This window comes from Streptomyces diastatochromogenes, from assembly GCF_002242805.1.
Classification (GTDB): Bacteria; Actinomycetota; Actinomycetes; order Streptomycetales; family Streptomycetaceae; genus Streptomyces; species Streptomyces diastatochromogenes.
Genome location: NZ_MCGQ01000020.1, coordinates 348857 through 375595 on the forward strand (window position 1 = coordinate 348857; position 26739 = coordinate 375595).

23 protein-coding genes and 3 tRNA genes are annotated in these 26739 nt (G+C 71.9%); 13 read left to right on the top strand and 13 right to left on the bottom strand.

All coding sequences use genetic code 11. The features are described 5' to 3' along the window. Positions 1-22 precede the first annotated feature (22 nt). The 3 genes from BEK98_RS24615 (at position 23) to BEK98_RS24625 (ending at position 4630) form a co-directional block, all read left to right on the top strand. Positions 23-1885, top strand: coding sequence for a M48 family metalloprotease (locus BEK98_RS24615; protein WP_094218817.1), 1863 nt, complete (start codon positions 23-25; stop codon positions 1883-1885). 233 nt (positions 1886-2118) lie between these two features. Further along, positions 2119-3615 carry a N,N-dimethylformamidase beta subunit family domain-containing protein gene (locus tag BEK98_RS24620; protein WP_094218818.1) on the top strand — a complete coding sequence of 499 codons (1497 nt, stop codon included), beginning with the start codon at positions 2119-2121 and terminating at the stop codon, positions 3613-3615. A gap of 115 nt (positions 3616-3730) precedes the next feature. Next, complete coding sequence (locus BEK98_RS24625) at positions 3731-4630, top strand: phosphoribosylaminoimidazolesuccinocarboxamide synthase (protein ID WP_094218819.1); 900 nt, start codon at positions 3731-3733, stop codon at positions 4628-4630. 39 nt (positions 4631-4669) lie between these two features. On the opposite strand, the gene BEK98_RS24630 is transcribed toward BEK98_RS24625, so the two are convergent. The 8 genes from BEK98_RS24630 to BEK98_RS24665 form a co-directional block, all read right to left on the bottom strand. After that, positions 4670-4745 (bottom strand) — tRNA-Gly (locus BEK98_RS24630). Positions 4746-4767: 22 nt separating this feature from the next. After that, on the bottom strand, positions 4768-5382 hold the full coding sequence (locus BEK98_RS24635) for a response regulator transcription factor (RefSeq protein WP_094218820.1): 615 nt from the start codon (positions 5380-5382) through the stop codon (positions 4768-4770). Next, positions 5379-6620, bottom strand: a complete 1242-nt coding sequence (locus BEK98_RS24640) for a sensor histidine kinase (protein WP_094218909.1) — start codon at positions 6618-6620, stop codon at positions 5379-5381. Before BEK98_RS24640 ends, BEK98_RS24635 begins: the two co-directional genes overlap by 4 nt. Before the next feature lie 14 nt (positions 6621-6634). After that, on the bottom strand, positions 6635-7414 hold the full coding sequence (locus BEK98_RS24645; protein ID WP_094218821.1) for an ABC transporter permease: 780 nt from the start codon (positions 7412-7414) through the stop codon (positions 6635-6637). Further along, positions 7411-8349, bottom strand: coding sequence for an ABC transporter ATP-binding protein (locus BEK98_RS24650; protein WP_094218822.1), 939 nt, complete (start codon positions 8347-8349; stop codon positions 7411-7413). The genes BEK98_RS24645 and BEK98_RS24650 overlap by 4 nt, the downstream gene beginning before the upstream one ends. Before the next feature lie 118 nt (positions 8350-8467). After that, positions 8468-8543 (bottom strand) — tRNA-Gly (locus BEK98_RS24655). 82 nt (positions 8544-8625) lie between these two features. Continuing rightward, positions 8626-8697, bottom strand: a tRNA-Gly gene (locus BEK98_RS24660). A gap of 156 nt (positions 8698-8853) precedes the next feature. Beyond that, the gene (locus BEK98_RS24665) at positions 8854-9171 is read right to left on the bottom strand and encodes a histone-like nucleoid-structuring protein Lsr2 (RefSeq protein ID WP_031164632.1); all 318 of its coding nucleotides are present in this window, start codon (positions 9169-9171) and stop codon (positions 8854-8856) included. Between the two features lie 311 nt (positions 9172-9482). Here BEK98_RS24665 and purS point away from each other — a divergent pair, with 311 nt between their 5' ends. Genes purS through purL form a run of 3 tightly spaced genes read left to right on the top strand, consistent with a single transcriptional unit; the run spans position 9483 to position 12678 of the window. Further along, positions 9483-9746 (top strand): phosphoribosylformylglycinamidine synthase subunit PurS, encoded by a 264-nt coding sequence (purS, locus tag BEK98_RS24670; protein ID WP_015659417.1) that lies wholly within the window; start codon positions 9483-9485, stop codon positions 9744-9746. Continuing rightward, positions 9743-10423 carry a phosphoribosylformylglycinamidine synthase subunit PurQ gene (gene purQ, locus BEK98_RS24675; RefSeq protein WP_094218823.1) on the top strand — a complete coding sequence of 227 codons (681 nt, stop codon included), beginning with the start codon at positions 9743-9745 and terminating at the stop codon, positions 10421-10423. Before purS ends, purQ begins: the two co-directional genes overlap by 4 nt. After that, positions 10420-12678 carry a phosphoribosylformylglycinamidine synthase subunit PurL gene (gene purL, locus BEK98_RS24680; RefSeq protein WP_094218824.1) on the top strand — a complete coding sequence of 753 codons (2259 nt, stop codon included), beginning with the start codon at positions 10420-10422 and terminating at the stop codon, positions 12676-12678. Before purQ ends, purL begins: the two co-directional genes overlap by 4 nt. 73 nt (positions 12679-12751) lie before the next feature. On the opposite strand, the gene BEK98_RS24685 is transcribed toward purL, so the two are convergent. The 3 genes from BEK98_RS24685 to BEK98_RS24695 form a co-directional block, all read right to left on the bottom strand. Continuing rightward, positions 12752-16744, bottom strand: a complete 3993-nt coding sequence (locus tag BEK98_RS24685) for a trypsin-like peptidase domain-containing protein (RefSeq protein ID WP_094218825.1) — start codon at positions 16742-16744, stop codon at positions 12752-12754. Then, positions 16741-17058, bottom strand: a complete 318-nt coding sequence (locus BEK98_RS24690) for a trypco2 family protein (protein ID WP_094218826.1) — start codon at positions 17056-17058, stop codon at positions 16741-16743. The genes BEK98_RS24685 and BEK98_RS24690 overlap by 4 nt, the downstream gene beginning before the upstream one ends. Before the next feature lie 64 nt (positions 17059-17122). Then, positions 17123-18658 carry an MFS transporter gene (locus BEK98_RS24695; protein ID WP_094218910.1) on the bottom strand — a complete coding sequence of 512 codons (1536 nt, stop codon included), beginning with the start codon at positions 18656-18658 and terminating at the stop codon, positions 17123-17125. Between the two features lie 96 nt (positions 18659-18754). Here BEK98_RS24695 and BEK98_RS24700 point away from each other — a divergent pair, with 96 nt between their 5' ends. The 6 genes from BEK98_RS24700 (at position 18755) to purM (ending at position 23612) form a co-directional block, all read left to right on the top strand. Then, on the top strand, positions 18755-19393 hold the full coding sequence (locus BEK98_RS24700; RefSeq protein ID WP_094218827.1) for a TetR/AcrR family transcriptional regulator: 639 nt from the start codon (positions 18755-18757) through the stop codon (positions 19391-19393). Positions 19394-19502: 109 nt separating this feature from the next. Beyond that, a complete protein-coding gene (locus tag BEK98_RS24705; RefSeq protein ID WP_094218828.1) occupies positions 19503-20300 on the top strand; it encodes a maleylpyruvate isomerase family mycothiol-dependent enzyme in 798 nt (265 codons plus the stop codon). 56 nt (positions 20301-20356) lie between these two features. Further along, positions 20357-20779, top strand: a complete 423-nt coding sequence (locus BEK98_RS24710) for an META domain-containing protein (RefSeq protein WP_244201958.1) — start codon at positions 20357-20359, stop codon at positions 20777-20779. 17 nt (positions 20780-20796) lie between these two features. Beyond that, a complete protein-coding gene (locus BEK98_RS50915; RefSeq protein ID WP_279635480.1) occupies positions 20797-20919 on the top strand; it encodes a hypothetical protein in 123 nt (40 codons plus the stop codon). A gap of 61 nt (positions 20920-20980) precedes the next feature. Next, complete coding sequence (gene purF, locus BEK98_RS24715; RefSeq protein ID WP_094218830.1) at positions 20981-22510, top strand: amidophosphoribosyltransferase; 1530 nt, start codon at positions 20981-20983, stop codon at positions 22508-22510. A gap of 34 nt (positions 22511-22544) precedes the next feature. Then, complete coding sequence (gene purM, locus BEK98_RS24720; protein WP_094218831.1) at positions 22545-23612, top strand: phosphoribosylformylglycinamidine cyclo-ligase; 1068 nt, start codon at positions 22545-22547, stop codon at positions 23610-23612. An 82-nt stretch (positions 23613-23694) separates the two neighbouring features. On the opposite strand, the gene BEK98_RS24725 is transcribed toward purM, so the two are convergent. Together BEK98_RS24725 and BEK98_RS24730 are read right to left on the bottom strand one after the other, a co-directional pair. Further along, on the bottom strand, positions 23695-23946 hold the full coding sequence (locus BEK98_RS24725; protein WP_094218832.1) for a DUF3073 domain-containing protein: 252 nt from the start codon (positions 23944-23946) through the stop codon (positions 23695-23697). 317 nt (positions 23947-24263) lie between these two features. Continuing rightward, positions 24264-25358, bottom strand: coding sequence for a Leu/Phe/Val dehydrogenase (locus BEK98_RS24730; protein ID WP_094218833.1), 1095 nt, complete (start codon positions 25356-25358; stop codon positions 24264-24266). A gap of 200 nt (positions 25359-25558) precedes the next feature. On the opposite strand from BEK98_RS24730, the gene BEK98_RS24735 reads away from it, so the two are divergent. After that, positions 25559-26401 (top strand): DUF8083 family protein, encoded by an 843-nt coding sequence (locus BEK98_RS24735; RefSeq protein WP_094218834.1) that lies wholly within the window; start codon positions 25559-25561, stop codon positions 26399-26401. Positions 26402-26739 lie beyond the last annotated feature (338 nt).

Here is a 26739-nt window from a genome sequence, read left to right on the forward strand (position 1 = left end):
AGGGAGGGGGTGAGATCCGCTCGTGACCGGAATCGGTGTGGAGGTGGGCGCGCAGGCAGCGCGCTCGCGGGCCCTCGCCGTGCTGCGCATCCGCGGCCGGGCGCTGGCCGTGGCCGTGCTGCCCGCGGCCGCCGAGGTGATCCTGCTGACCGGCGGTTCCACCGGCCATCTCGTCGGCCCGGGCTGGTCCGCCGCCCGCTGGGTCGTGGGCGTGCTGGCCGTGGTCGTGCTGCTGGCCGCCGCCGCTGTCGCCCTGGTCGTGGCCCGGGCCCGCCCCGCCATGAGCCCCACGGTCCCCGTCCCGGAGGCCTCCGCCCCGGACCTGTACCGGCTGGTGCGCGACCTCGCCGAGCGGCTCGAGGTCCCCGCTCCCTCGGCCATAGCGCTCACCCCGGACTGCGACAGCTGGCTGGAGGACCGCACCCACCCGGCCCACGGCCCGCCCCCGCGGCCGGCGCACGACGAGCTGGCGGGCCCCGGCCAGGGATCCGGTTTCGGCGCCCACCGCCGGGCCGTCACCGCCCCGGTCCTGGTCATCGGCTCCCCGTTCCTGTGGTGGATGCGCGTCGGCGAGCTGCGCGCGGTCCTCGCCCCGGTCGTCGCCGGTACGGGCCCCTCCGCACACCCGGACATAGCCGCCGCCCGCCGCTTCGTGCGCGGTCTGGACGCGGCGGTCGGCGCCGCCTCGACACCCGGCCGCTGCCCGCTCACCCGGGCCGTGTGCGCGGCCGTCGGCTGGGTCGCCCGGCTGCTGCTGCGCGGCTGCCGCGAGCACGCGGCGCTGATGGAGCGCGGGGTCGCGGCGGCGGCGGCCGAGCGCGCGCAGGCCGTGGACTACGGACTGCGGATCGTCGCCCAGGAGCAGGTCGGTCTCGCCTACGCGGGCTGGGACCGGCTGCTGACCCGGGTGGCGCTGCCCGCCTGGCGCATGGGCCGCTGGCCCGCCCGGCTGGACGCGGGCGTGGTGGCCGCGCTCACCGAGCTGTCCCGGCGCGACCGGCTGGCCGAGGGCTTCGCCTCCCGCCTCGGCGAGCGCCCCGCCTGCGACCTCCTGGAAGAGCCCGGCGCGGTCGACGAGGCAGCCTCCCTGCTCGCCGCCCGCCTCTTCCACGGCGGCCCCGCCGAGTGCGGCCCCGACTGGGCCCCGGTGGACTGGCAGGCGTACCCGGAGGAGGTCGTCGACCGCACCTGGCGCGCCGACGCGGCCCGCCTCCACCGAGTCCTGGACTCCCTCGGCGTCCGCCCCACCGCGGACCCCACAGCCCCCGAGCCCCCCGGCCCCACCCTGTCCCGAGTCCTGGACCACCTGACGGAAACCGCTGTCCTGGAGGCCCCGCAGAACACCCCGCAAGCCGCCGACGGCGAGGACCCCCCACAGGGGCCACCCGCACCCGACGACGAAAGCGGCACGGGTGGCGCGGCTGGGAACGAATTCCCCGCCGAAGGCGAAGCCGAGGCGGACACCCACGACGACACAGACCCCGGCACCGAGCGCAGCGCCGCCCTCGCCGCAGGCCTCACCGCCGCCCTGGCCCGCGAGGAGGCCGCCGCACCGAGAGGCGCGACCGCCGCCGGCCGAGCCCCCGACAGCGCCCTGTGGGACGACGCCACGCTGCCCCTGTTCCCGCTGCAACCCCCGCGTTCCGCCCGCGAGCTGCTCACCGATCACGTCACGGCCATGGTGTGCTGCGCCGCCGTCGACACGGCCGGTGCGGCCCCCGGCCTCGACTGGCTCGACGGCCCCTCCCTGCTGCTGGGCGGCGTGCGAGCCGCCGACCTCGCGCCCAAGGTGCTCAGCCTGATCGAGGAGGGAGACCCGGGCCCGCTGCGCGACTGGCTGGCCGCGTCCGGGATACGCCCGGAGAAGCCGGTGCGGCTCGTCTGAAACCGGCCACCACCGAGTGCCGTGGCCCACCCGGCGTCCTGGGCGTCGTAACGGAAAAGCGTCTTCCACTTCAGGTCAATTCGCAACGAACAGTGACCAGGTCCGTGCGTTATGTGATGTGCTGGGGACCGACCTCGCACATGGCAAGCGCATGCGACATACGACAGCACGACCGAGCACCACACCGCACCACCGCCAGAGCGACACGGGGGGCACGAGGGAGGGGAGCGACCATGGCCTCGGACCACATCCGCCGCTGGGAGTCCGGAGCACTCGCGCACGCTGTCACGGACCCCTTCGGCCTGGGCCCGGTCCCCTGGCTGCGTGGCAGCGAGACCTACTTCGACGACACGGGACACGTCGTGCCCTGGTACGTCGACCCGAGCCCGCGGCAGCCGGCCGGTGAACAGCCGCGCGTCCCGGCGCCGAGGGCGGCGGGCTCCGGCCCCCGCTCGGCCGACGACGTGCACCGGCAGATCAAGGGCTTCACCTCCACCGGCGCGGTCACGCCCGGCGAGGCGATCGACTTCCACATCACGGTCGACCCGCCCCAGCAGTTCAGCGTGGACATCTACCGGATCGGCCACTACGGGGGCGACGGCGCCGCCAAGATCACCACGAGCCCCCGGCTCTCCGGCATCGTCCAGCCCCAGCCGCTGACCGCCGACCGCACGGTCTCCTGCCACCACTGGTGGCTGTCCTGGCGCCTCCAGGTGCCCTCCCACTGGAGCATCGGCGCCTATGTGGCCGTCCTCACCACCGTCGACGGCTACCGCTCCCACGTGCCGTTCACGGTCCGCGACGACCACCCCGCCGACCTGCTCCTGCTGCTGCCCGACATCACCTGGCAGGCGTACAACCTCTACCCGGAGGACGGTCACACCGGCGCCAGCCTCTACCACGCCTGGGACGAGAAGGGCCGCCTGCTCGGGGAGGCGGACGCGGCCACCACGGTCTCCTTCGACCGCCCGTACGCGGGCGCGGGCCTGCCCCTGCACGTCGGCCACGCCTACGACTTCATCCGCTGGGCCGAGCGCTACGGCTACGACATCGCCTACGCCGACGCCCGCGACCTGCACGCCGGCCGGGTCGACCCCACCCGGTACCGGGGCCTGGTCTTCCCGGGCCACGACGAGTACTGGTCGGTGTCGATGCGCCGCGCCGTCGAGGACGCCCGCGACCGCGGCACCTCGCTGGTCTTCCTCTCCGCCAACACCATGTACTGGCAGGTGGAGTTGGGCCCCTCGCCGTCCGGTGTCCCCGACCGGCTGCTGACCTGCCGCAAACGCAAGGGCCCCGGAAAGCCGGTGCTGTGGCGCGAGATCGACCGGCCCGAGCAGCAGCTGGTCGGCATCCAGTACGCGGGCCGGGTCCCGGAGCCGTACCCGCTGATCGTCCGCAACGCGGGCCACTGGCTGTGGGACGCGACCGGCGCGCACGAGGGCGACGAGATCGAGGGCCTGGTCGCAGGCGAGGCCGACCGCTACTTCCCGCGCACCCCGCTGCCCGAGCACGAGGAGCGCATCCTGCTCGCGCACTCCCCCTACACCGACAACGACGGCGTCCTGCGCCACCAGGAGACCTCCCTCTACCGGGCCCCCTCCGGCGCCTGGGTCTTCGCCTCCGGCACCTTCGCCTGGTCCCCGTCCCTGGACCGCCCCGGCCATGTGGACCCCCGTATCCAGCGGGCCACGGCGAATCTGCTGGACCGCATCTGCAAACGCGACTGACACCCGGCGGACCGTCACCGAGCCCCCCGGCGGACCGCCGTCACCCCCCTGGCCGAAACCGATCGCCCTCATAAGGGAGAATCGAGGCACTTGGACAGAACCACGGGGAGGAACCGTGTCCGGATTCGTAGAAAAGCCCGAGCCGATCCAGGTTCCGGGCCTGGTGCACCTGCACACCGGAAAGGTGCGCGAGCTGTACCAGAACGAGGCGGGCGACCTCGTGATGGTCGCCAGCGACCGTATGTCCGCCTACGACTGGGTGCTGCCCACGGAGATCCCCGACAAGGGCCGCGTCCTCACCCAGCTCTCCCTGTGGTGGTTCGACCAGCTGCGGGACCTGGCCCCCAACCACGTGCTGAGCACGGAGCTGCCGGAGGGCGCCCCCGCCGACTGGGCGGGCCGCACGCTCATCTGCAAGTCCCTGAAGATGGTCCCGGTGGAGTGCGTGGCCCGCGGCTACCTCACCGGCTCGGGCCTGCTCGAGTACAACGAGTCCCGGACCGTCTGCGGCCTCGCCCTCCCCGAGGGTCTGGTCGACGGCTCGGAACTGCCCGGCCCGATCTTCACGCCGGCCACCAAGGCCGCGGTCGGCGAGCACGACGAGAACGTCTCCTACGAGGAGGTCGCCCGCCAGGTCGGCGCCGAGACCGCGGCCCAGCTGCGCCAGGCCACCCTCGCGGTGTACTCCCGCGCCCGGGACATCGCCCGCGACCGGGGGATCATCCTGGCGGACACCAAGTTCGAGTTCGGCTTCGAGGGCGACACGCTCGTCCTCGCCGACGAGGTGCTCACCCCGGACTCCTCGCGCTTCTGGCCGGCCGACCAGTGGCAGCCGGGCCGCGCGCAGCCGTCGTACGACAAGCAGTTCGTCCGGAACTGGCTGACCTCGGCGGAGTCCGGCTGGGACCGCAAGAGCGAGCAGCCCCCGCCGCCGCTGCCGCAGCAGGTCGTGGAGGCGACCCGGGCGAAGTACGTGGAGGCCTACGAGCGCCTGACGGGCACGAGCTGGGCGTAACGCGAAAGGCCCCCGGTGAGAACCGGGGGCCTTTCGTACTGGAGCGGACGACGAGGCTCGAACTCGCGACCTCAACCTTGGCAAGGTTGCGCTCTACCAACTGAGCTACGTCCGCATGCGCCGTGGCGCGAGGCCAACTATACCCAACCTCGGTCGCGTGCGAGACGCACTGCCGCATGACGGTTCTCCGCACCGAGCTTCGTGACGGCCGAGGAGAGGTAGTTCCGCACGGTCCCGGGCGACAGCGCGGCCCGCTCGGCGATCTCCGCGACCGGTGCTCCGTCGGCCGCCAGCTCCAGCACCTCGGCCTCCCGGGCGGTCAGCGGGGAGTCCCCGGCGGAGATCGCGTCGGCGGCCAACTCCGGGTCGACGTAACGGTTTCCCGCGTGCACGGTCCGGATGATCTCGGCGAGCCGCTGGGCGCTGACCGTCTTCGGGACGAACCCGCGCACACCGGCCGCGAGCGCCCGCTTGAGGTGTCCGGGCCGCCCGTGACCGGTGACGATCAGTACCTGGCAGCCGGGCAGTTCGGCGCGCAGAGATGTGGCGACCTTCACACCGTCGGCGCCCGGCATCTGGAGATCCAGGACGGCCACGTCGGGTTCGTGCGCCCGGGCCATCGCCAGCGCCTCCGGCCCGCTCGCCGCCTCCGCGACGACGACCAGGTCGTCCTCCAGGGAGAGCAGGGCGGCCAGCGCGCCCCGGATCAGATGCTCGTCGTCGGCGAGCAACAGCCGTACCGGGCTGCTCATGAGGTGACTCCGCTCACTTCCTGTTTCACCGGTACCTCGGCCACCAGCCGGAACCGGTCCTTGCCGACGAGCCCGGCTTCCAGCGTCCCGCCCACGGCGGCCAGTCGTTCCCGCAGCCCGGCGATTCCCGAGCCGCCGCTGCCGCTCGGGCCCGCCGCCCCGTCGTTCTCCACCGTCAGCACCACACACCCCTCCCGTACCCGCAGCCTCAGGGTGCACCGTCCCGCGTCCCCGTGCCGCAGCACGTTGGTGGCCGCCTCGCGCACCACCCAGCCGAGCGCGGACTGCACCTCGGCGGGCAGCCCGCCGGCCTCGGCGCGGACCTCGCACTCGATCCCGGCGGCCGTCAGCACGCCCTGGGCACCGGCGAGTTCGACCAGCAGGTCGGCCTCGCGGTAGCCGCGGACGACGTCCCGCACCTCCCGCTGCGACTCCTGGGCGATGCGCTGCACCTCGATCATCTGCTCCACGGCCTCCGGCCGCCCGCGCCGGGCCAGTTGCACGGCCAGCTCGCTCTTCAGGGAGATCACGGAGAGGTTCCGCCCCAGCACGTCGTGCAGGTCCCGCCCGAACCGCAGCCGCTCCTCGGCGACGGCGAGCCGGGCCTCGACCTCCCGGGCGCGCTCCGCCTCCCAGAGCACGGCGAGGGTCCAGGCACCGCAGCGGGCGGCGATCAGGGAGAAGGCGGAGGCGAAGGCGGTCACCAGCACCGTGGCGAAGAGACCGAGGCCGTCGCCGCGCACGACCGCGAAGGCGGCCAGGATCAGCACCGCGAGGTACGCGGCGCGGCGCAGGAACACGCCCATGGGCACGGTGAGCGCGTACGGCAGCCCGAACGGCATGAGCACCGCTCCGACCGCGAGCCGGGCGGTGACCGGGTCGGTTCCGTCGACCGCGGCGAGCGCCACGACCGTCCCGAGTGCCAGGCCGAGCAGGACGGCGGGACCGCGCTGGGCGCGTGGCGGCAGTTCGGCGCGTCCGAGGTAGACGTCGAGCGCGGGCCGGAGCACCCGGCTCGCGGCCGCGCACTGCAGCAGGTCCACGGCGATCAGCAGCCCGCCGAGCGCCATCGGCAGGGGCCGGTGGTCGAGCCCGCTGACGAGCGGCAGCATCAGCCAGCCGATCGGCAACACCCAGATGCTGCCGTGCCAGGTGACCACGCTCTGCAGCTCGACCCGCTCGGCCTTGCTGCGCTCGTGCCAGTGACGCTGGTGCCACCGCCGTATCCGCCCCACCATGTGTGCCCCCGTGCTCAGCGCCGCGGCTCCCACCGGAACCACCGCCGTACAGCAAACACCGCCACGACGGTCCAGGCCAGCGCCGTCGCCACCGTGGCCAGCACCTCGAAGGCGGTCAACTGGCCGGTCCAGCCCCCGCGGACCAGCCGGATCGCGGGGGACAGCGGCAGGAGTTCGCAGACCGAGGCGAGCCGGTCGGGCAGGATCTCGGTGGGGATCGCGATGCCGGAGCCGATCATCGAGAAGAACACCAGCGGCAGCGCGGTGACCTGTCCGCTCTCCACACTGCGGGTGAAGGACGCGGTGAGCGCGGCCAGCGCGGCGCTCAGCACGAGTCCCGCCGCCAGCCCCAGCAGGGTCAGGTACGGCGCCTTGGGCGGCCCTGTGTGCAGCAGCACCGCGCAGCCCGCGCACAGCAGCAGGGCCTGGGCGAGGCCGAGGACGACGGCCGGCAGGGCCGTGCCCGTGAGGATCTCGGCGTCGGAGAGTTCGCCGGTGCGCAGCCGCTTGAGGACGAGTTCCTCGCGGCGGGCGACGTAGGCGTTCACCAGGGAGGTGTAGACGGCGAAGAGGAGGGAGTAGCCGATCGCGGCCGTCATCATCACCGTGCCGATGGAGAGCCCTTCCTTCTTCAGGTCGATCTGGTCGAGGGCGGGCCGCACGGTGAACGGCAGGGCGAGCGGTACGACCAGGGCGGTGAAGACGACGCTGCGGTTGCGGCCGAGGAGGGCGAGTTCGGCGCGGGCCAGCACGCGCAGCCGCCGGCCCGTCGGTGCCCAGGTGAGAGTGCTCATGCCATGACCTCCTGCTCCTGTGCGATCCCGAGGAACGCCTCCTCCAGTGAGGCCGAGCGCACATCGAGGCGGCGCAGCTCGACCCCGGCCCGCTCGGCCCAGGCCAGCACCCCGGTGGCGGTCCGCTGCAGCTCGCGGGTGCGCAGCCGGACGAGGTTGCCGTCGCTCTCGTGCCCGCAGACGCCGAGGTCGGCGAGGGGCGGCAGATCCCCGAGGAAGTAGCCGTCGGGCAGCTCGAAGGACATCCGGGAGGGACGGCCGGCGGTGACCTCGGCCGGGGTTCCGGAGGCGGCGATGCGCCCCTCGTGCAGGATGGCGAGCCGGTCGGCGAGGCCTTCCGCCTCCTCCAGGTAGTGCGTGGTGAGCAGCACGGTCGTGCCCGCCGCCCGCAGGCCGCGCACCAACTCCCAGGTGTCCCGGCGGCCTTCGGCGTCGAGCCCGGTCGTCGGCTCGTCGAGGAAGAGCACCTCGGGGCCGCCGAGCAGGGCGAGCGCCAGGTCCAGGCGCCGCCGTTCGCCGCCGGACAGCTGCTTGACCCGTACGCCGGTCTTCCGGGCCAGCCCGACCAGCTCCAGCACCTCCGCTTCGGGCCGGGCCCCGCTGGTGCAGCCCGCCCACATCCGGGCGGTCTCGGCGACGGTCAGGTCGGAGGGGAAACCACCTTCCTGGAGCATCACCCCGGTGCGGGGGCGTACGGCGGCCCGCTCCCGGAAGGGGTCGTGGCCGAGGACGCGGACCTGGCCGCCGGCCGGTGCCGCGAGGCCTTCCAGCAGTTCGACCGTCGACGTCTTTCCCGCGCCGTTGGTGCCCAGCAGGGCGAAGATCTCCCCGCGCGCCACGGAGAAGGTGACTCCGCGCACGGCCTCGAACCCGCCCCCGTAAACACGGCTGAGGTCTGTGGCCTCGATCACGTGCTCGTGTTCGTTGGTGTTCATGAGTTCAGCGTCCCGGCGGGCGGGGCGGAACAGCAGTGCGCGGTGTCATCACTCGGCATGACAAATGTCAGTCATGTGCACGCACGAAAAAACCCCGGTCATATGACCGGGGTTTCTCTGGAGCGGACGACGAGGCTCGAACTCGCGACCTCAACCTTGGCAAGGTTGCGCTCTACCAACTGAGCTACGTCCGCACTGCTCCCGACCGGCTCCCACCGATCGGTGCGAGCACCAGCCTACCTGATCCACAGGAGTGGTCGTGACGACCGGTGCCAGAGCGGGTGACAGGAATTGCACACTGCGCCTTCCCCCTGGAAGGGGGATGTTCTGCTACTGAACTACACCCGCACGATCCGTGGGATCCGGCCTTTCGGCCTCGCCCCTCGGCGTGTCTCAGACATTAGCTGATCAGCAGGGGGGTAGCGCAAGTCGGCTCCCGCCACGGCCAAGTGCACGGCCCTCAGGGCCCGCTGACGGACCCTGAGGACTGCCCCTTCGCGGGCCTCACTGCGCGGCGCTGAACGCCTCGTAGACCTTCTTCGGGATGCGTCCGCGCGCCGGCACGTCCATCTTGTTCGCCTGGGCCCAGGCCCGGACGGCCGCCGGATCGGGGGCGACCTCCGTCTGCTTGTACGCCTTGCCGGAGCGCGAGCGCTTGCGGCCGGCCTCCACGTAGGGCGCGAGCGCCTTGCGCAGTTTCTTGGCGTTGGTTTCGTTCAGGTCGATCTCGTACGACTTGCCGTCGAGTCCGAAGGCGATCGTTTCCGCCGCTTCCGAGCCGTCGATGTCGTCAAAGAGAGTGACCACGACCTTTTGCGCCACGAATATCGGTCCCTTCGTGCGGCACGTCGATACAGCTCATCGGCGATGACGTGCCGAGTATCGGCTATTGCCAATTCATTTGTACAGTGCCCGGCAATGCAAAGTGAAGCCCGACTAAATCCGTCAGCGTGTCCCAGTGCAATAGGCGTCGTGGGCGGACCCGTGGAACTTTCCCAGAACTTTTCGCGAGGGTGCCCGCCCGTCACCCGATCGTGATGCGCCTCACGTAGTTTCCTACAACTCTACTCGCGTAGAAATTTTGTGCGGGTAGTCTGAAGGAACCTGCTCAGCACCACACACCGGGAGTGCCAGTGGCACGCGTCGTAGTCGACGTCATGCTCAAGCCGGAGATCCTCGACCCCCAGGGCCAGGCGGTCCAGCGTGCGCTGCCGCGCCTGGGTTTCGAGGGGATCTCGGACGTACGTCAGGGAAAGCGTTTCGAACTGGAAGTTGACGGGCCGGTTGACGAGGCCGCGCTCGCCCGCATCCACGATCTTGCGGAATCCTTCCTCGCCAACACCGTGATCGAGGACTTCACCGTCAAGGTGGAGGAAGTCGCGGAGGCCGCGAAGTGACCGCTCGTATTGGCGTCGTCACTTTCCCCGGGAGTCTCGACGACCGGGACACCCAGCGTGCGATCCGCCTCGCGGGTGCCGAACCGGTTGCCCTCTGGCACAAGGACAAGGACCTCAAGCAGGTCGACGCCGTGGTGCTGCCCGGCGGTTTCTCCTACGGCGACTATCTGCGGGCCGGGGCCATCTCCCGGTTCTCGCCGGTGATGGAGACCGTCATCGAGCAGGCGAAGGCCGGACTTCCGGTTCTCGGTATCTGCAACGGTTTCCAGGTCCTCACCGAGGCCCACCTCCTCCCGGGCGGGATGCTCGGCAACGACCACCTCCACTTCATCTGCCGCGACCAGAAGCTGCGGGTGGAGAACGCGGGGACGGCCTGGACCGGCGACTACCGCCAGGACCAGGAGATCCACATCCCGCTGAAGAACATGGACGGCCGGTACGTCGCCGACGAGTACACGCTCGACAAGCTGGAGGCCGAGGGGCGGGTCGTCTTCCGCTACCTCGACTTCAACCCCAACGGCTCGCTGCGGGACATCGCCGGCATCACCAACGAGGCCGGGAACGTCGTCGGTCTCATGCCGCACCCCGAGCACGCCGTCGAGCCGCTGATCGGTACGGGCCGCACCGACGGCCTCCCCTTCTTCACCTCGATCCTCAAGAAGCTGGTCAACGCATGAGCCGGACGCCTCTGGACACGGTCGAGCACGCGGCCGGGACCCCCGACGTCGAGCTGCCCTGGGCCGAACTCGGCCTGAAGAAGGACGAGTACGAGCGGATCGTCGAGATCCTGGGCCGCCGCCCGACCGGCGCCGAACTCGCCATGTACTCGGTCATGTGGTCCGAGCACTGCTCGTACAAGTCCTCCAAGGTCCACCTGCGCCAGTTCGGCGAGAAGGCGCCCGAGTCGGACGCGCTGCTCGTCGGTATCGGCGAGAACGCGGGTGTCGTCGACGTCGGCCAGGGTTACGCCGTGACCTTCAAGGTCGAGTCGCACAACCACCCCTCCTACGTCGAGCCCTACCAGGGCGCGGCCACGGGCGTCGGCGGCATCGTCCGCGACATCATCGCGATGGGCGCCCGCCCGGTCGCCGTCGTGGACCCGCTGCGCTTCGGCGCGGCCGACCACCCCGACACCAAGCGCGTCCTGCCGGGCGTCGTCGCCGGCATCGGCGGCTACGGCAACTGCCTGGGTCTGCCCAACATCGGCGGCGAGGTCGTCTTCGACGCCTGCTACCAGGGCAACCCGCTGGTCAACGCCGGTGCCATCGGTGTGATGCGGCACGAGGACATCCACCTCGCCAAGGCCTCCGGCGCGGGCAACAAGGTCATCCTCTACGGCGCCCGCACCGGCGGCGACGGCATCGGCGGCGCCTCGATCCTGGCCTCCGAGACCTTCGACGACGCCAAGCCGTCGAAGCGTCCCGCGGTCCAGGTCGGTGACCCCTTCCAGGAGAAGCTCCTCATCGAGTGCACCCTGGAGGCCTTCCGGGAGAAGCTGGTCGTCGGCATCCAGGACCTCGGTGCGGCGGGCCTGTCCTGCGCCACGTCCGAGCTGGCCTCCAACGGCTCCGGCGGCATGCGCGTGACCCTGGACGACGTACCGCTGCGTGACTCGACGCTCTCGCCCGAGGAAATCCTCATGAGCGAGTCGCAGGAGCGCATGTGCGCCGTGGTCGAGCCCGAGAAGGTCGACCGCTTCCTGGAGATCTGCGCCAAGTGGGACGTCATCGCCACCGTCATCGGTGAGGTGACGGACGGCGACCGGCTGGAGATCTACTGGCACGGCGGCAAGATCGTCGACGTCGACCCGCGGACCGTGGCCCACGAGGGCCCGGTGTACGAGCGCCCGTACGCCCGCCCGTCCTGGCAGGACGAGCTGCAGGCGGACGACGCGAACAAGCTGCCGCGGCCGAAGACCGCCGAGGAGCTGAAGGACCAGGTCCTGAAGCTGGTCGGCTCGCCCAACCAGGCCTCCAAGAAGTGGATCACCTCGCAGTACGACCACTTCGTGCAGGGCAACACCGTCCTCGCCCAGCCCGAGGACTCCGGCATGATCCGCGTCGACGAGGAGACCGGCCTCGGCGTCGCCATCGCGACCGACGGCAACGGCCGCTACGCCAAGCTCGACCCGTACGCGGGCGCGCAGCTGGCGCTCTCCGAGGCCTACCGGAACGTGGCGACGACCGGCGCCAAGCCGCTCGCCGTCTCCGACTGCCTGAACTTCGGCTCCCCCGAGGACCCGGCGGTCATGTGGCAGTTCGCGGAGGCCGTGCGCGGTCTCGCCGACGCCTGTCAGCAGCTGGGCACCCCGGTGACCGGCGGCAACGTCTCGCTCTACAACCAGACGGGCGAGGCCGCCATCCACCCGACGCCGGTCGTCGCCGTCCTCGGTGTCATCGACGACGTCGCCCGCCGCACGCCGGTCGCCTTCCAGGAGGAGGGCCAGCTGATCTACCTCCTCGGCGACACGCGTGAGGAGTTCGGCGGCTCGGCCTGGTCCCAGGTGGTCCACGACCACCTCGGCGGCCTGCCCCCGGCCGTGGACCTGGAGCGCGAGCGCCTGCTGGCCGAGATCCTGATCTCCGCCTCCCGCGACGGCATGATCGACTCCGCGCACGACCTGTCCGACGGCGGTCTGGTCCAGGCGGTCGTGGAGTCGGCGCTGCTCGGCGGCAAGGGCGCGCGTCTGGTCGTACCGGACGGGCTGGACGCCTTCACCTTCCTGTTCTCCGAGTCGGCCGGGCGTGCGATCGTCGCGGTGCCGCGCTCGGAGGAGGTCCGCTTCAACGACATGTGCGGTGCCCGCGGTCTGCCGGTCGCCCGCATCGGTGTCGTGGACAGTGACTCGGTCGAGATCCAGGGCGAGTTCTCCCTCTCGCTGGCCGAGCTGCGCGAGGCCCACGAGGGCACGATCGAGGCGCTGCTCGCCTAGGCGGTGACCTGACGCGAGGGCCCGCCCGGATCCGTCCGGGCGGGCCCTTCGCCGTCCGTGGCGCGCCGCGCGGTCACTTCGGGAAGTCGGCGCCGACCATCCGCCGCCACTCGGCGGCCACACCGGCCGGGTCCATGGCATGGGCGATGTCGATGGCCGATCGGCAGGCGGCGGCCTGGTCCATGTCGCCCGCCCTGAGGTACAGCGCGAGGCACCGCACGAAAGGGGCCACGGCCTCCGCCGCCGCGCCGCTCTTCAGCAGAGTGGTGCCGGCGCGGGCGAGGGCGAAGACGACCTCCCGCCAGTGCTCGCCCGGTTCGGGTCCGTACAGCTCGTGGTGGATATCGCAGGCCGCCTTCGCCGCCGACACGGCTTCGCGCAGGTGGCCCGTCTCCTCGAAGTGGGCGGAGAGTTCGGCGAGGGCGCGGGCGGCTCCTGGGCCCGCCGACGGGTCGGTGCGCCACAGCCGGTAGCGGATGGCGGCCTCCTCGTCGCGGGCGTCCGCGGCCGCCGTGTGGTCGCCCGACTCCGCGTGGCAGGTCGCCCGCTGGCTCAGCAGGTCGGCGAGCAGCGGCAGGAGCCGCTGCTCCTCCCGCATCTCCGCGCGCACGAGGTCCGAGGCCTCCCCGGCTGCCCCGGCCGCCTCGGCGTGGCGGCCGAGGACGTGCAGGCACGAGGCCCGGTTGCCGAGGGCCTGTGCCAGGTTGATCCGCGCCTCCGGCTCCGTCGCGGCCAGCCGGCGCCAGAGGTCGACCGCGCGGCCGGCCGTCTCCGCGCCGTCGGCGGCCGCACCGGTCTGGGCGAGGTTGGCGGCGTGGTCGACGAGGACGGCGGCCAGCATCGTCGGCAGGTAGGGATCGGCCGAGGACAGGGCGAGGGTCTCCAGGGTGGCCACCGCGAGGCCGCTGGCCCGGGTCGCCAGGGCGAGCCGGCCCGTGGCGGCCAGGGCGAGGGACGCCTCGCGCAGGCTGTTGGCGAAGTGGACCGGCAGCGGGGTCGCGGACGGCCGGGGCCTGTCCCGCAGCCGCTCGGCCTCGCGCAGGGTGTCCTCGGCACGGCCCCCACGGGCCAGGTAGCCGACGTAGGTGGCGTGCACCGCCTCGTACAGCTCGGGGCGGTCGCGGAGCACCGGCTCACCCCGATCGCCGAGGGCCAGTTCCACCGCCTCGCGGATGAGGCGCAGCGCACGATCGTGGTGGCCCAGCGCCTGGTGGCCGACGGCAGCGTTGTTGAGTGCCATGACCTGGCGCACCGCCGGGACCAGTCCCTGGTGCGGGGCGTCCAGCCGCTGCCACAGCTCGGCGGCCTCCTGCCAGGCGGCGACGCCGGCCGGTCCGTCGGCCAGCGCGCTGTGGGCTTGGGCCCTCGTCTCGGCCACCAGGGCCCGTTCGGCGGTCAGCTCGTCGCGGGCCGCGGCCGGCAGTCCGGCGACGAAGGCCTCCGCGCGGGCGCAGAGGGCGAGGGCCTCGCCGGCGTCCTGGCACGCTTCCAGCACCTGCGCGTAACGGCCCAGGGCCACCAGGTAGGGCCGGGCCGTCTCCGGGGCCGTGCCCGCGGACCGGCCCAGCAGCTCCGTCTCCTGCCGGGCGTACGGGCGGGCCTCGGCGAAGCGGCCCAGCCGGCACAGGGTCAGGACCAGCGGGTCGAGGAGGGGGCGCAGCTGTTCCTCGTTCGCGGCCGGTCCGGCCGGCCCGCGCAGCCGTACCGCTTCGCGCAGGGCCGCCACGGCCTCGTCCTGTCGACCGAGGCCGAGCAGCAGCTCGGCCTGCTGACGCAGTTGGCCGGCCAGGTCGTCCTCGCCGCCGGGCGCCGACCGGAAGGCGTCGACCGCGCGTGAGGAGACCTCCAGGGCCTCTTCCGGCCGCCCCAGCTGGCTCAGGCTCAAGGCGTGCAGCATGTGCACGAAGCCCTGGTCCCGGGCGTCGCTCTGGACGATCGAATGCGCGCCCCGGCGGTAGCCGGCGACCGCCAGGGCGGCCGAGGCCGCGTCGAGCACGCCGGTGATGGTCGCGCTGCCGTCGCTGTGCCGGGTGATCTGCTGCCGCATGCCGGGCGGAGGCAGCGTCTGGCTGTTGCTGACCGCCCAGGCGAGGGTCTGGTCGGAGATCACCGGCAGGCTCGCGGTCCGCTCGATCTGGTCCAGCAGGGGACGTACCGCATGCCCGAAGTGCTGCTGCGACCGCGCGGTGCGCACCGCTTCCCGAAGCGCCATCATCTGGCCGTAGCCGGGGGCGTCGCCCTGGTCGGGACCGGCGTCGAAGTACGCGGCGAGCCGCGGGTCGCCGAGGTGCGCGGCGGCGGACACGACGCGGGTCAGCAGGTCGCCCTCGTCGGCGCAGGCCGTCACGAGGAGGTACTCGGCGAGCCGGTCGGGCTGCACGGAGCCGCAGTGGGCGCCTTCGGCCGGCGGATACAGCTCGTGCAGCCAGCGGGCCGCGATCCGGCCTCGGTCGGAGTCGCTCACGCCGAGGGAGTCGAGCAGGGAGACGGCCTGGGTCCGGTCGGCCACGGTGACCAGGTGCAGGGCGGCGACCGCCGAGCGCAGGGTCGTACGGTCGAGTCCGCGCAGCCCGCAGCGGTGGGCGGCCCGGGTCCAGTACGCCTCCTCATGGCGCAGCAGGGTGCGTTCCACCGGTTCGCCGCGGACCGTGTCGAGCGGGACGGCCTGCTGGAGCAGCAGGGTGAGCGCGGTCATCTGGATGCCGAGCGCCGAGTCGGCGCGGTGGTGGGTGTCCGCGGGCGGCGGTGCGATCCGCTCGGCGAGGGCGGCCCAGTCCGGCCCCTCGTGGCCGGGGACGGCGGGCAGCGCCCGGGCGAGGTCCCGCAGGGACCGGCGGAAGGAGGCGTCCCAGTCCGCGTCGGTCGCCGCCAGCGCTTCGAGCGTCAGGACCGGTGCGTCGGCGAGCAGGTCCCGCACGTCGGGGTCCGGTTCGTCCAGCGCCTCCGCCCAGACGCCGCGTTCGCGGGCGAGCAGCAGGAGCCGTACGGGGCCCTGTGCGGCCCGGGCCTGCCGCAGCAGCGCACGCACCTGACGCGGGTGGTTCTCCGCGTAGTCCACCGCGATCAGCAGCGGACCGCGGGCCCGGGCGACGGGGTGGAACCGCTCCTCGGTGACCGCGTCGTCGGCGGGCCCGGGCCGCAGCAGCCCGGTGGTCCAGCCCGCGGCCCGCTGCTGTGCGAGGAACCGACGGGCGAGGCGGCTCTTGCCCTCCCCACCCTGGCCGATCACGATCAGCACCGACGCGGGCTCCGCGCCCGCGCACCAGTCGGCCAACCGCTCGATGACCGCCTCGCGACCGTGGAAGGAGACGGTTTCCGAGTCGGCGCGCAGCAGGGAGGCGACGGAGGGGATGTCCCGGCTGGGGTAGGGCGAGGCGAGGAGACCGGACAGCTCGACCGCTTCGCACAGCGGGTCGCGGCCGGTGGCCTCGGCCACCGTGTGCCGGAACTCCTCGTCGGCCAGGAGAGCCGACAGCGGTGTCGCGGTCAGCCGCGTGCCCCAGTCCGGCCTGCGGTCCTGGCGTACGACGCCGACCAGCAGTCCCGCGGCGAACAGGGCGGCCCCGGACATGCCGGCCCACTGGGTGGCCGTGGCGCCGGGCGGGCCGCCGGGCATCGGGGTGGTGCTCGTGAACTCGTAGTGCCCGGCGCCGGCGCCGGTGGCCGGGCTCAGCAGTCCCGAGAAGTGCTCCTGGTCGCGGAGGCTCTCCGACTTCTGCGCGCGGGGGAAGCCGATCGCCTCGACCGGCTGGTCGGGCCGGGCCGAGACGAACGAGCCGTACCGGGTGACCGTTGCTCGCCCGGGTGTCTCCGGGGCGCCGTGCGTGCGGAGCCGGATCAGCGCGGCGTCGACGGCCTCGTCCCTTCGCCACCACACGACGTCGCCCGCCAGGCGCTCCTGCCCGAGCCGGGCGACCGTGACCTGCCCGGCCTGCTCGCCGTCCGCACCGGTGACCACGTGCGCGGCGGTCAGCACCAGGCCCGGAGCGATCCGGTATCCGGTGCCGAACGATGGGTGCGCCCGTACCTGGACGACGTTTTCGGGGTCCGGGCCGGCCGGCGTCATGCGTCGTCGTCCACGTCGTTGACGTCAACCGGTCCGCCCGCCTCGGTGCGGGCGGCAAGGCGCAGGGTGACCGTGTGGGTGGTGCGGCGGGCCCGCTCCCCGTGGGCGCCCGCGCTGACCACGCCGAACCTGAACCCGCCGTCGCCCTTGGCCGACCGCTGCAGCTCCAGGCCGAACTCCACGGTCACTTCCTCGACGGACAGCCGGACCGGGCTGCCCGAGCCTCTCACCTTCGCCTCCGCGAGTTGCTCGCGCAGCGCGGTGAGCGCGTCGGCGAGATCCAGCCAGTCGGTGTGTGCCTGCGCGTCGGCCATGGCCGCCCCCGTGCTGTCGACAGCTTTCTTGCCCCCAACACCGTACCCACGAAGGTGAGTTGACTCACGACGCCCGAGTGTCGTGTCGGACGCCCGTGGCGCCGGACGGGACCTGGCCCTCGGCGCGGAGCCCGCGGGCCGCACCGGTCTCCGGCCGTGCGGCCGGAGCCTGCGCCGGCCGGGACCCAGGCAGGCGCAGCGCCAGGACCAGGCACAGCACCATCACCCCGGCCCCGCACAGGAACACCGTGTCCATCGCGGAGACGTACGCGGCCACGCCCTGAGCGTGTGCGGCACCCCGCAGCGCGGCGAGGGAGCCGACGTCGCCGGGGCCGTCGTACAGGCGGTTGAGGAGGGTGCCGAAGAGGGCGGCGCCGAGGGCCGTGCCGAGCGTCTGAAAGAAGCGGATGGCCGTGGTGGCCACACCGAGCTGCTGGCGGGGCGCCGCCTCCTGCACCAGCTGGATCAGCTGGCCGAGCAGCTGGCCGAAGCCGATGCCGACGAGCAGCAGGGCGGCGCGCAGCTGCCACAGCGAGGTGTTCGTGCCGGTGGTGGCGAGGAGCAGGAAGGCGGCCACGGTGACGACGGAGCCGCTGATCACGAAGGTCCGCTCGGACCAGCCGCGTTCGGTGAGCCGGCCGGCCACGATGCCGACGGCCATGATCCCGGCCGCCATCGGGATGAGGAACAGCCCGGCGGAGGAGCTGGCGACGCCACGGGCGACCTGGAGGTAGACCAGGACGTAGTACATCGCGCCGGTCATGGCCACACCCATCAGACCCTGGATCGCGAAGCCGAGGCGCAGCTCGGGGACGCGGAACAGCGAGGGCGGCAGGATCGGTTCGGCGGTGGTGGCCTGGCGGCGCAGGAACAGCGCGAGAGCGACCGCGGAGGCCAGGGTCAGGCCGAGGATCTGCGGGGAGGACCAGGCGTACTGCCTGCCGCCCCACTCGGTGACCAGCAGCAGCGTGGTGGAGAAGGCGGCGGCGAGGGCCGCGCCGGGGAAGTCGATCGCACGGCTGTGGGTGTCGCGCGGGAGCTTCAGAACCACGACCGCGGTGGCGAGGGCCGCGATGCCGAGCGGCAGGTTGATGTAGAAGGCCCAGCGCCAGCTCGCGTGGTCGGCGAGGAAGCCGCCGAGCCAGGGGCCGACGGCCATGCCGCCGCCGGCGACGATCCCGCCTGTGCCCGCACCCTTGCTCTTCTTCTCCTCGGGCCCCTTCAGCTGCGCGATCACGACCATCGTGACGCTCATCAGCCCGCCCGCCCCGACGCCCTGCACGGCCCGGGAAGCGATCAGCCAGCCGATCGACGGGGCCGCCCCGCACAGCGCCGAGCCGGCCAGGAAGGCGCCCAAGGCGCCGAGGAAGACCCGCTTGGCGCCGAGCACGTCGCACAGCCGGCCGTACAGGGGCAGCATCGCGGCCGAGGCGAGCGAGAAGGCGCTGACCAGCCACGGGATCTTGTCGATGCCATGCCCGGGGTCCAGATCCCGGACGATCGGGACGGTCGCCGCGGACACGATCTGCAGGTCCAGGACGGCGAGCACGATCGTGACGAGGCAGACGAGGAAGCCGATCTTGCGCTGGGTTTCGGTCATGGGCATCACCATGCCCGGCATTCGTGTACCGAGTCAATGTTTCGGCTCAGATTAAGCTTCATCTCGGCCTAAATTTCATCGCGGTAAGGTGTCCGCATGGCTGAGACGATGGGGCTGCGCGAGCGCAAGAAGCTGCAGACGGCGATGCGGATCTACCGGGTCGCGGTCGGCCTGTTCGTCGAGCGGGGCTTCGACAACGTCTCCGTGCAGGAGATCGCCGACGCCGCCGAGGTCTCCAAGATGACCGTCTTCAACTACTTCGGCACCAAGGAGGACCTGGTCTTCCGGCCGATGGAGGAGCACTTCGGCGACGCGGCCCGGGCCGTGCGGGAGCGGCAGCCGGGCGAGTCCGCCGTGGCCGCCGTGCGCCGGCAGTTCCTGGAGATGGTGGAGAGCCGCGACCCCTCGATCGGGCTGAACCCCGAGCCGATCTCCCGCCAGGTGCGCGAACTGGTGCGGGAGACCCCGGTCCTGATGGAGCGCGCCTTCGTCGCCGCGCAGAAGGGCACCCGGGAACTGGCCGGCCTGCTGGCCGCCGAGACCGGGGACCTGATGCAGGCCACGATCGCGGCCGCCACCCTCAGCGCCGCCCGCAACGCCCTGATCGAGGAGCACCACCGCCGGATCGCCGAGGGCGTGAGTCCCGACCAGGTCACCGCCGACGCAGCCGAACGCGCCGGGGTCGCCTTCGGCCTGGTCGAGAACGGTCTGAAGGACTACGGGGTGAAGCAGTAGAACGCCTACGCGGTGGAGCAAACGCCTACGCGGTGAAGCCGGAAAAGGCTTACGCGGCGAAGCGACAACCGGCTGAAGCCGCACCCCCGGGCGGCATAGGGTCACTGTCATGCCCCCGGCCAAGAAGCGCGCCCGCAGCTATGACCCCGCCAAGACCCGTGCCGCGGTCTTCGCGCAGTTCGGACACGTGCGGCAGGCCGTGCGCGGCCTGAGCCCCGAGCAGCTCGCGCTGCCGACGCGGCTCGGCGAGTGGACCGTACGGCACCTCGTCGCGCACATCGGGATGGCGGTCACGGCCGTCCACCGGGCGCTGGCCCTGCCGGAGCCGCCCAGGGCGGACGCCGTGCTCCTCGACTGGCCCTTCGCCACCGCCGTCAACTCGGCTGCCATCGACGAGTTCACCCGCAAGGTCGCCGCGGACCACCAGGACCTCGACGCCTATCTCGCCGACATCGAGGAGTCCCTGCACGCGCTCCTCGCCGAGCACCCCGGCACCCGGCTCCTGCAGACCAACGTGGGCGCGCTGCCCCTGGACGACTACCTGGTCACCCGGACCGTCGAACTCGTCGTCCACACCGACGACCTGAACGCCGCCGTCCCCGGCCTGGACGTGCCGTACGACCGCCAGGCCCTGGCCGCCGCCACCCGGCTCCTCGCCGACGCCCTCGCCGTGAAGGCGCCCGGCGGCTCCACCGAGGTGCGCGTGCCGCCGTACGCCGTCGTGCAGTGCGTCGAGGGGCCCCGGCACACCCGCGGCACCCCGCCCAACGTGGTGGAGACCGACCCGCTGACCTGGATCCGGCTCGCCGCCGGCCGTGTGGCCTGGAAGGACGTGTTGGAGGAGGCCAAGGTCAGCGCGAGCGGGGAGCGCGCGGACATCGGGGACCTGCTGCCGCTCATGGCCTGACGGAACCGGCGGTCCGGGCGGGCCGTCGAATTCGTATGAACCGGCACAAGCAGCGCATGACCCTGACAGCGGCCGCCGTGCTCGTCCCGCTCATCCTGGCCTGCGCCAGTAGCCAGGGCGCGGAGGCCGGGCAGCCCGTGACCGGCGTCGACTGGCGGGTGGACAGCCTCACCGCCGAGGGCACCACCCGGCAGGCGCCCGCCACGGCCCACATCCGGATCGGCACGGACGGTCTCGCGGCCGGCAACCTCGGCTGCAACCAGTTCAGCGCCCAGGCGACCGTGCAGGGCGACCGCATCACGATCGGGGACGTCCGCGCCACCAAGATGGCCTGCGACCGGGCGCGGATGGACTTCGAGCGCGCCTTCGCCCGCACCCTCACCACCGGCACGCTCACCGCCAGGACCGACGACGGGAAGCTGACGCTCACCGACGGCGACGGAGATGTCGTCCACCTCAGCCGCGGCGCACCCGAATGATGTGCGACACCTCACTCATGGATACGGCCATCGGGCTTCGGGGCGCCGCCCAGAGGCCCGCCGACGGCCGCTCCGACTGCCCCTACACCATTCTGACCTGCGGAAACGAAGAAACCGCCAAGGTGATCGGCAAGCCCTGATCCGTTAACGCCGTGTATCCCCAATTCGGACCAGTGGTCGACCTCGCCTACACTCGGAGCCGTGCCACGTGGTGACGGTCGACTCAATCACGATCTGCTTCCCGGCGAAAAGGGCCCCCAGGACGCTTGCGGCGTCTTCGGTGTCTGGGCTCCGGGTGAAGAGGTCGCAAAGCTCACGTACTTCGGGCTCTACGCCCTCCAGCACCGGGGTCAGGAATCCGCGGGAATCGCGGTCAGCAATGGCTCCCAGATCCTCGTCTTCAAGGACATGGGACTGGTCTCCCAGGTCTTCGACGAGACCTCTCTCGGTTCGCTCCAGGGTCATATCGCGGTCGGACACGCCCGCTACTCGACCACCGGTGCCTCCGTGTGGGAGAACGCCCAGCCGACGTTCCGTGCCACCGCGCACGGCTCGATCGCGCTCGGCCACAACGGCAACCTGGTCAACACGGCGCAGCTCGCCGAGATGGTCGCCGACCTCCCGAAGGACAACAACGGCCGCTCCACCCGGGTCGCGGCCACCAACGACACCGACCTGCTGACGGCCCTGCTGGCCGCCCAGGTCGACGAGGACGGCAAGCCGCTGACCATCGAGGAGGCCGCCCACGCGGTCCTTCCGCAGGTCAAGGGCGCCTTCTCGCTCGTCTTCATGGACGAGCACACCCTCTACGCCGCCCGTGACCCGCAGGGCATCCGCCCGCTGGTCCTCGGCCGCCTGGAGCGCGGCTGGGTGGTCGCCTCCGAGAGCGCCGCCCTGGACATCTGCGGCGCCAGCTTCGTGCGGGAGATCGAGCCGGGCGAGTTCGTCGCCATCGACGAGAACGGCCTGCGCACCTCCCGCTTCGCGGAAGCGAAGCCCAAGGGCTGTGTCTTCGAGTACGTGTACCTGGCCCGCCCGGACACCGACATCGCCGGCCGGAACGTGTACCTCTCCCGCGTGGAGATGGGCCGCCGCCTGGCCAAGGAGGCCCCGGTCGAGGCCGACCTGGTCATAGCGACCCCGGAGTCCGGCACCCCGGCAGCCATCGGCTACGCGGAGGCCTCCGGCATCCCCTTCGGCGCCGGCCTGGTGAAGAACGCCTATGTGGGCCGCACCTTCATCCAGCCCTCGCAGACCATCCGCCAGCTCGGCATCCGCCTGAAGCTGAACCCGCTGAAGGAAGTCATCAAGGGCAAGCGTCTGGTCGTCGTGGACGACTCGATCGTGCGCGGCAACACCCAGCGGGCCCTGGTCCGCATGCTGCGCGAGGCGGGCGCCGCCGAGGTCCACATCCGGATCTCCTCGCCGCCCGTGAAGTGGCCCTGCTTCTTCGGCATCGACTTCGCCACCCGCGCCGAGCTGATCGCCAACGGCATGAGCATCGAGGAGATCGGCACCTCGCTCGGCGCCGACTCCCTGGCGTACATCTCCATCGACGGCATGATCGACGCGACCACCATCGCCAAGCCGAACCTGTGCCGCGCCTGCTTCGACGGCGAGTACCCGATGGAGCTGCCGGACCCCGAGCTGCTCGGCAAGCAGCTCCTGGAGACCGAGCTGGCCGCCGGTCCGGCCGCCACGGCCGCGGCCGACGCGATCCGTCGCCCGTAAGCCCCCGTAGGACGACACGAAAGTTCTCAAGGTCATGTCAGAGACCACTGGTGCCAGCTACGCGAGCGCGGGCGTCGACATCGAGGCGGGCGACCGCGCCGTAGAGCTGATGAAGGAGTGGGTCAAGAAGACCCAGCGCCCCGAGGTCCTGGGCGGCCTCGGCGGCTTCGCCGGGCTCTTCGACGCCTCCGCCCTCAAGCGCTACGAGCGCCCGCTGCTCGCCTCCGCCACGGACGGCGTCGGCACGAAGGTCGACGTCGCGCGTCGGCTGGGCGTCTACGACACCATCGGCCACGACCTGGTCGCCATGGTCATGGACGACATCGTGGTGTGCGGTGCCGAGCCGCTGTTCATGACCGACTACATCTGCGTCGGCAAGGTCCACCCCGAGCGGGTCGCCGCGATCGTCAAGGGCATCGCGGAGGGCTGTGTACTGGCCGGCTGCGCCCTGGTGGGCGGCGAGACGGCCGAGCACCCCGGTCTGCTGGGCGAGGACGACTTCGACGTCGCCGGCGCCGGTACGGGCGTCGTGGAGGCCGACCGGCTGCTGGGCGCGGATCGTATCCGTAAGGGTGACACCGTGATCGCCATGGCGTCCTCCGGGCTTCACTCGAACGGGTACTCCCTGGTGCGCCACGTCCTGCTGGACCGCGCGGGCCTGGCCCTGGAGGCGGAGGTCGCGGACCTGGGACGCACCCTCGGCGAGGAGCTGCTGGAGCCCACCAAGATCTACTCGCTGGACTGCCTGGCGCTGACCCGCACCACCGAGGTGCACGCGTTCAGCCACATCACCGGCGGCGGACTCGCGGCCAACCTGGCCCGGGTCATCCCGGACGAGCTGCACGCGACCGTGGACCGGGCCACCTGGACCCCGGGCGCGATCTTCGACCTGGTCGGCAGGACCGGGAACGTCGAGCGCCTGGAGCTGGAGAAGACCCTGAACATGGGCGTCGGCATGATGGCGATCGTGCCGGAGGAGTCGACGGACGTGGCCCTCGCGACCCTGGCCGACCGCGGGGTCGACGCCTGGGTGGCCGGCGAGATCACGGACCGGGGTGACAAGGAGACCGGCGCCGAGCTGGTCGGGACGTACTCAAGCTAAAGACGCCGCGGTCCGGACCTGCGGACAGCACAGAACCCGGTCGGTGGCAGTGCCACCGACCGGGTGAGTGCTCAGTGCAAGGTCAAGCGCCGCGACGGTGTTGTGAAGGACCGTCATCCTCACCCTCGTCGTCGTCCTCATAGAGGTCGGCGTATCGAGAGTAAAGATCGTCCTCATCATCCTCATCGTCCTCGAACGGCTCGCCGTTCGGCGGCTGGCTCGAAGTCGATGCGCCCAGTTCATTGGCCAGACGCGAGAGGTCAGTCCCACCGCTGTTGTACTTCAGCTGGCGGGCGACCTTTGTCTGCTTGGCCTTGGCCCGGCCGCGCCCCATGGCTCGACCCCCTCGGTGACGGGGCTTGACGGCCCCAGAGTCTGACACGCGTTCATGATCCGGAACGGACCCTCCGCAGAGAGGCCGGTCCGTAGGGCTTCCACGGTACCTGAGCCCGCGCCCATACGGTACGTCGCCCGCAGCACGCGCGTCTGCCCAGGACCCTCGAGGTGCCCTGTCCTCGCTGGTCAGTGGCGATTTTAACCACTTATCGGGGTACGACCCGCCGGTGGAAGTGAGAGTTCTCTCTAAGTTCCCGCCGGCGGGTACCGCTCACGCGTGCGATCGGACACCCGATCGCGTTCCCTCGGCTTCCGTCAGCGCGCCGAGCGGGCCTCGGCCATGCGCTGCTCGGCGATCCGGTCGGCCGCGGCGGCCGGCGGAATCCCGTCTTCCTTCGCACGTGCGAAGATGGCCAGCGTGGTGTCGAAGATCTTCGCGGCCTTCGCCTTGCACCGCTCGAAGTCGAACCCGTGCAGTTCGTCGGCCACCTGGATGACGCCACCGGCGTTCACCACGTAGTCCGGCGCGTAGAGGATCCCGCGGTCGGCGAGGTCCTTCTCCACGCCCGGGTGGGCGAGCTGGTTGTTGGCGGCACCGCACACCACGCGGGCGGTCAGCACCGGCACGGAGTCGTCGTTCAGGGCGCCGCCCAGGGCGCACGGGGCGTAGATGTCGAGGCCCTCGACACGGATGAGCGCGTCGGTGTCGGCGACCACCTGCACGGTCGGGTGCTGGTCGGAGATCCGTCCGACGGCCTCCCGGCGTACGTCCGTGATCACGACCTCGGCGCCCTCGTCGAGCAGGTGCCGGACCAGGTGGTGGCCGACCTTGCCGACGCCGGCGATGCCGACCTTGCGGCCGCGCAGCGAGGGGTCGCCCCACAGGTGCTGGGCGGAGGCGCGCATGCCCTGGTAGACGCCGAAGGCGGTGAGCACGGAGGAGTCGCCGGCGCCGCCGTTCTCGGGCGAGCGGCCGGTGGTCCAGCGGCACTCGCGGGCCACGACGTCCATGTCGGCGACGTACGTGCCGACGTCGCAGGCGGTGACGTAGCGCCCGCCGAGCGAGGCGACCATGCGGCCGTAGGCGAGCAGCAGCTCCTCGGTCTTGTCACGCTCCGGGTCGCCGATGATCACGGCCTTGCCGCCGCCGTGGTCCAGGCCGGCCATGGCGTTCTTGTACGACATCCCGCGCGCGAGGTTGAGGGCGTCGGCGACGGCCTCGGCCTCGGTCGCGTACGGGTAGAAGCGCGTCCCGCCGAGGGCCGGGCCCAGGGCGGTGGAGTGGATGGCGATCACGGCCTTGAGACCGCTGGCGCGATCCTGGCAGAGCACGACCTGCTCATGGCCTCCCTGGTCCGAGTGGAACAGGGTGTGCAGGACATCAGCGGGTGCGCCGGTTACGTCGGTCACTGTGGTGACTCCTGTGTAAATAGCGGCGAGTGGGGCTCAGCTCCCGTGCGGGTGGCGGGTGCTGTGGCATGAGCGTAGAGCCTGTGCCCACCAGCCATCCTCGCAGTGTTCAGGATCACTCTGCCTTGCCGCCGGCGCACGCATGACCATGGGACGATTTGCAGTGGTTTCGAGCCGGGTCCTATGGGGAGGGAGCAGGCGTGCCCAAGGTGTCCTCCGTGGTCGTCCCCTACGCCGCGTACCTGCGCGTCTACGAGCCGCTGGCCGCCTTCCCGGAGCCGGAGCGCACCCACTGGGCGCGCTACGCCCGACGCCCCGACCGCCCCTCCTACCAGGACGAACTGCGCCGTTCGCTGGCCGACTTGCTGCCCACCCCACCGATCCCGGTGCCGGTGCACGAGAGCGGCGACGCCTTCGTGCTGGACGTCGACGGTGTCGTCTGCGTCTGCCCCTGGCGGACCCGGCTGCGCGGCTGGCAGGCCCTGGGCGACCTCGCCGAGGAGCTGCCCCCGTCGGTGCTGGACGCGGTGCTGCCGCCGCTGGTGCGCCACCAGGCCGCGCAGGACTACGAGCGCTGGCTCGCCCGCAACCCGGACGCCCGCCCCTGGATCCGCACGGCGACCTGGCAGGTCCCGCTGAACTGGTTCGTGCTGGTCTCCGACGACGAGCGCCGGTACGAGAAGCGGTCCGGCGAGGTGCCGCCGATGCTGCGCTACCGCACCCCGATGGTGCAGGCCCGGCGCCGGGTGGCCCGGGCGCTGCGCACGCTGAAGGACACCATCGAGGAGGGGCCGCTGATCGACGGCCTGGTGGACGTCGGGCGCTGGCTGGAGGAATTCCACCCGCGCTCGCTGGTGGAGCTGGACTACGGCGGCCTGGTGCACGCGCTGCCGGCCGGCGAGCTGGAGGGCGACCACTCGGCGGCGGACGTGGCCGAGGGCATCGAGGCGCTGCGCCGGGGGGACGGGACGGCCGCCGGGGAGGCCTACGGGCGGCTGGTGGAGCGGTGGCGGGCGGTACGGGACCGGCGCTCCGCGAACTGAGTGACGTAGGTCACGGCCCAAACCGCGCTGAACGACGTACGGTCTACGACACTTGACCACCTGACGGGATGTAGGTCCCGATCCGGGCTTTTGTCCCAAGGGTGACGGACGGCACTTACAGGAGTCTTGCCCTGTGTGCCGCCCCTCGTGCCAAAATAGGACAAGGAGTCCGGGGAGGGCTCCGTCCGTCCAACTATGCTCCACTGTGGGCGGAATCTCCGCATTGCTAGCTTTGGGGGGTCTGGTGCCTCCTGATCGTCCTGTGACTGATCGTCACAGTGGCGTGACTGTCCGCTATGGCATGGTCCATCGGCTTCCGTCGCTGATGAACACCTGGG

What these genes read in the sequence shown, in the direction of transcription:
- BEK98_RS24620 (WP_094218818.1), top strand. Translation starts at nt 2,119, where the DNA reads ATGGCCTCGGACCACATCCGCCGCTGGGAGTCCGGAGCACTCGCGCAC.
- BEK98_RS24635 (WP_094218820.1), bottom strand. Translation starts at nt 5,382, where the DNA reads ATGAGCAGCCCGGTACGGCTGTTGCTCGCCGACGACGAGCATCTGATC.
- BEK98_RS24640 (WP_094218909.1), bottom strand. Translation starts at nt 6,620, where the DNA reads ATGGTGGGGCGGATACGGCGGTGGCACCAGCGTCACTGGCACGAGCGC.
- BEK98_RS24645 (WP_094218821.1), bottom strand. Translation starts at nt 7,414, where the DNA reads ATGAGCACTCTCACCTGGGCACCGACGGGCCGGCGGCTGCGCGTGCTG.
- BEK98_RS24650 (WP_094218822.1), bottom strand. Translation starts at nt 8,349, where the DNA reads ATGAACACCAACGAACACGAGCACGTGATCGAGGCCACAGACCTCAGC.
- purL (WP_094218824.1), top strand. Translation starts at nt 10,420, where the DNA reads ATGAGCCGGACGCCTCTGGACACGGTCGAGCACGCGGCCGGGACCCCC.
- BEK98_RS24685 (WP_094218825.1), bottom strand. Translation starts at nt 16,744, where the DNA reads ATGACGCCGGCCGGCCCGGACCCCGAAAACGTCGTCCAGGTACGGGCG.
- BEK98_RS24690 (WP_094218826.1), bottom strand. Translation starts at nt 17,058, where the DNA reads ATGGCCGACGCGCAGGCACACACCGACTGGCTGGATCTCGCCGACGCG.
- BEK98_RS24695 (WP_094218910.1), bottom strand. Translation starts at nt 18,658, where the DNA reads ATGACCGAAACCCAGCGCAAGATCGGCTTCCTCGTCTGCCTCGTCACG.
- BEK98_RS24700 (WP_094218827.1), top strand. Translation starts at nt 18,755, where the DNA reads ATGGCTGAGACGATGGGGCTGCGCGAGCGCAAGAAGCTGCAGACGGCG.
- BEK98_RS24705 (WP_094218828.1), top strand. Translation starts at nt 19,503, where the DNA reads ATGCCCCCGGCCAAGAAGCGCGCCCGCAGCTATGACCCCGCCAAGACC.
- BEK98_RS24710 (WP_244201958.1), top strand. Translation starts at nt 20,357, where the DNA reads ATGACCCTGACAGCGGCCGCCGTGCTCGTCCCGCTCATCCTGGCCTGC.
- BEK98_RS50915 (WP_279635480.1), top strand. Translation starts at nt 20,797, where the DNA reads ATGGATACGGCCATCGGGCTTCGGGGCGCCGCCCAGAGGCCCGCCGAC.
- purM (WP_094218831.1), top strand. Translation starts at nt 22,545, where the DNA reads ATGTCAGAGACCACTGGTGCCAGCTACGCGAGCGCGGGCGTCGACATC.
- BEK98_RS24725 (WP_094218832.1), bottom strand. Translation starts at nt 23,946, where the DNA reads ATGGGGCGCGGCCGGGCCAAGGCCAAGCAGACAAAGGTCGCCCGCCAG.